2 protein-coding genes are annotated in these 1,658 nt (G+C 44.5%); both read right to left on the minus strand.

Annotated features, from left to right (window positions below; translation table 11 throughout):
* Positions 1-505, minus strand: a 505-nt coding sequence (locus AB4653_RS19115) for a chromosome partitioning protein ParA (protein WP_372105014.1), incomplete at its 3' end; no start/stop codon positions are given.
* Positions 505-1,658, minus strand: a 1,154-nt coding sequence (locus tag AB4653_RS19120; RefSeq protein ID WP_372105016.1) for an SLBB domain-containing protein, incomplete at its 5' end; no start/stop codon positions are given. The genes AB4653_RS19120 and AB4653_RS19115, both read right to left, overlap by 1 nt.

Genomic DNA, 1,658 nt, shown 5'->3' on the forward strand with positions numbered 1-1,658 from the left:
CAGGCTCTAGGTGGTGACTAGAGGTTTCACCATAGGCGACAACCATCAATGTACTATCACAAGCACTCGCGACAGATTGCGCCGGAATGTTGCCTTTGTTTATGTTGAGAAGTGGTGAGGTATCAATGATGACTCTATCGTATTTGTCTAACCATTTGTTCACCACTTTTTGTAACGTTGTCGGATCTTTATAAGCCAATTGCGTTGATGCAATTTGTGGAGCAGGGACACCGATAAACGTACGATGAGACTCGACATGTTCAATTAACTGTCCCTGTTGATTGTCTTCCAACATGTTCAAATCTTTAAAAGCAGGATTGTATAAGTTGAGGTCAACATAAAGCGTAGAATGACCAGCAAGGAGAAAACGCTCGGCTAATGCAGTTGCAATAGAGGTTACCCCGTCACCTGAATGACAGGCAGTCACGCAAATCGATTTCTGTCCGTTAAGTTCAGAAGCTAGATACAGTTGTTCTACTTCTGCTTGGATTGCTGAAATAGTCATTATAAAGCTCCTATTAAGACGATCATTGTTGTTAGACGTAATATGTCTTCTAGACCTACACGAGCTTTTTCCATAAAGCTCTCACGGCGATCTGGGATGTAGATAGTGTCACCAGCGCGCAGTACTGGTAGGTTGTAAATATTGGCTGTTTTGCTGAATTCAACAAGGTCGAAGGTACGAGCTTGGCCTTGGCAACAAGACATATTCACAATGGTAATTTTCTCTACGTAAGCATTGTCGGTAGGGCCTGCCGCTTCTGCCAATATATCTAAAATGGTCATGTTGTCGTTAAACACATAGCGACCTGGGTTGTTAATCGCACCAAGCACACGAACGGTTTCTTCTTTCGGTGTATCTAACCAGTTTTTACCTTTCTCTGGGATATAAATAGTGTCACCTGTGGTTACATTTGGCAGTAACGATTCGTCACCGGTTTCGAAGTACAACGATAAATTGAGTTTGCTTACTTTAGAGTAGGTTTTATCACGGTGAGTCACACGCACGTTGTGTATATCGGCATCCTTAGTAGGCCCGTCAGCTGCAGACAAAATGTCAAGAAAGTGCATGTCTTTGGTGAAGCGGTAACGACCCGGTGCATTCACTTGTCCAAAAATGTAGATCGAAGCATCAGAGCTTTGACGTACCCATTGAGATTTATTGTCTGACGGATCTTGTGGCAAGTCGTGGACACGGACGATAGAGCCTGCACGAATTTGTGGCATCAGATCTCGTGGCGCACCATTTCTGATGAAATCATCAAGATTAAACACAACCAACTTTCTACCCGTCACGACTTCAATTTTCGATGTGTCAGCGCGTAGCGTGGGGCCGCCGACGTGTGCCAATAATCCCATGAAGTTCATTTCATCTGACCATTCTATACGACCAGGTCGATTCACCTCACCAATCACGTTAACTGCTCTGTCTGGTGCAATCTTTAACCAAGATTTCTCGTTCATGTCGGTTTTCTCAGGAACAAAGATCGCGTCACCGGCTTTAATATTCGGTGGGTTAGAGTTAGGCAAGCCTTCAGTGTAAGCCGCTAAATCGAATTTAAGTACTCGACCATCCGCTTTGATTACGCGTATTTGACGCGACTCTGCAAATCGAGTTGGGCCGCCAGCATTGGCAAGGATATCCATGAAGGTAGCGT

It is taken from the genome of Vibrio sp. 10N.222.48.A3, assembly GCF_041475345.1.
Taxonomy (GTDB): Bacteria; Pseudomonadota; Gammaproteobacteria; order Enterobacterales; family Vibrionaceae; genus Vibrio; species Vibrio tasmaniensis_A.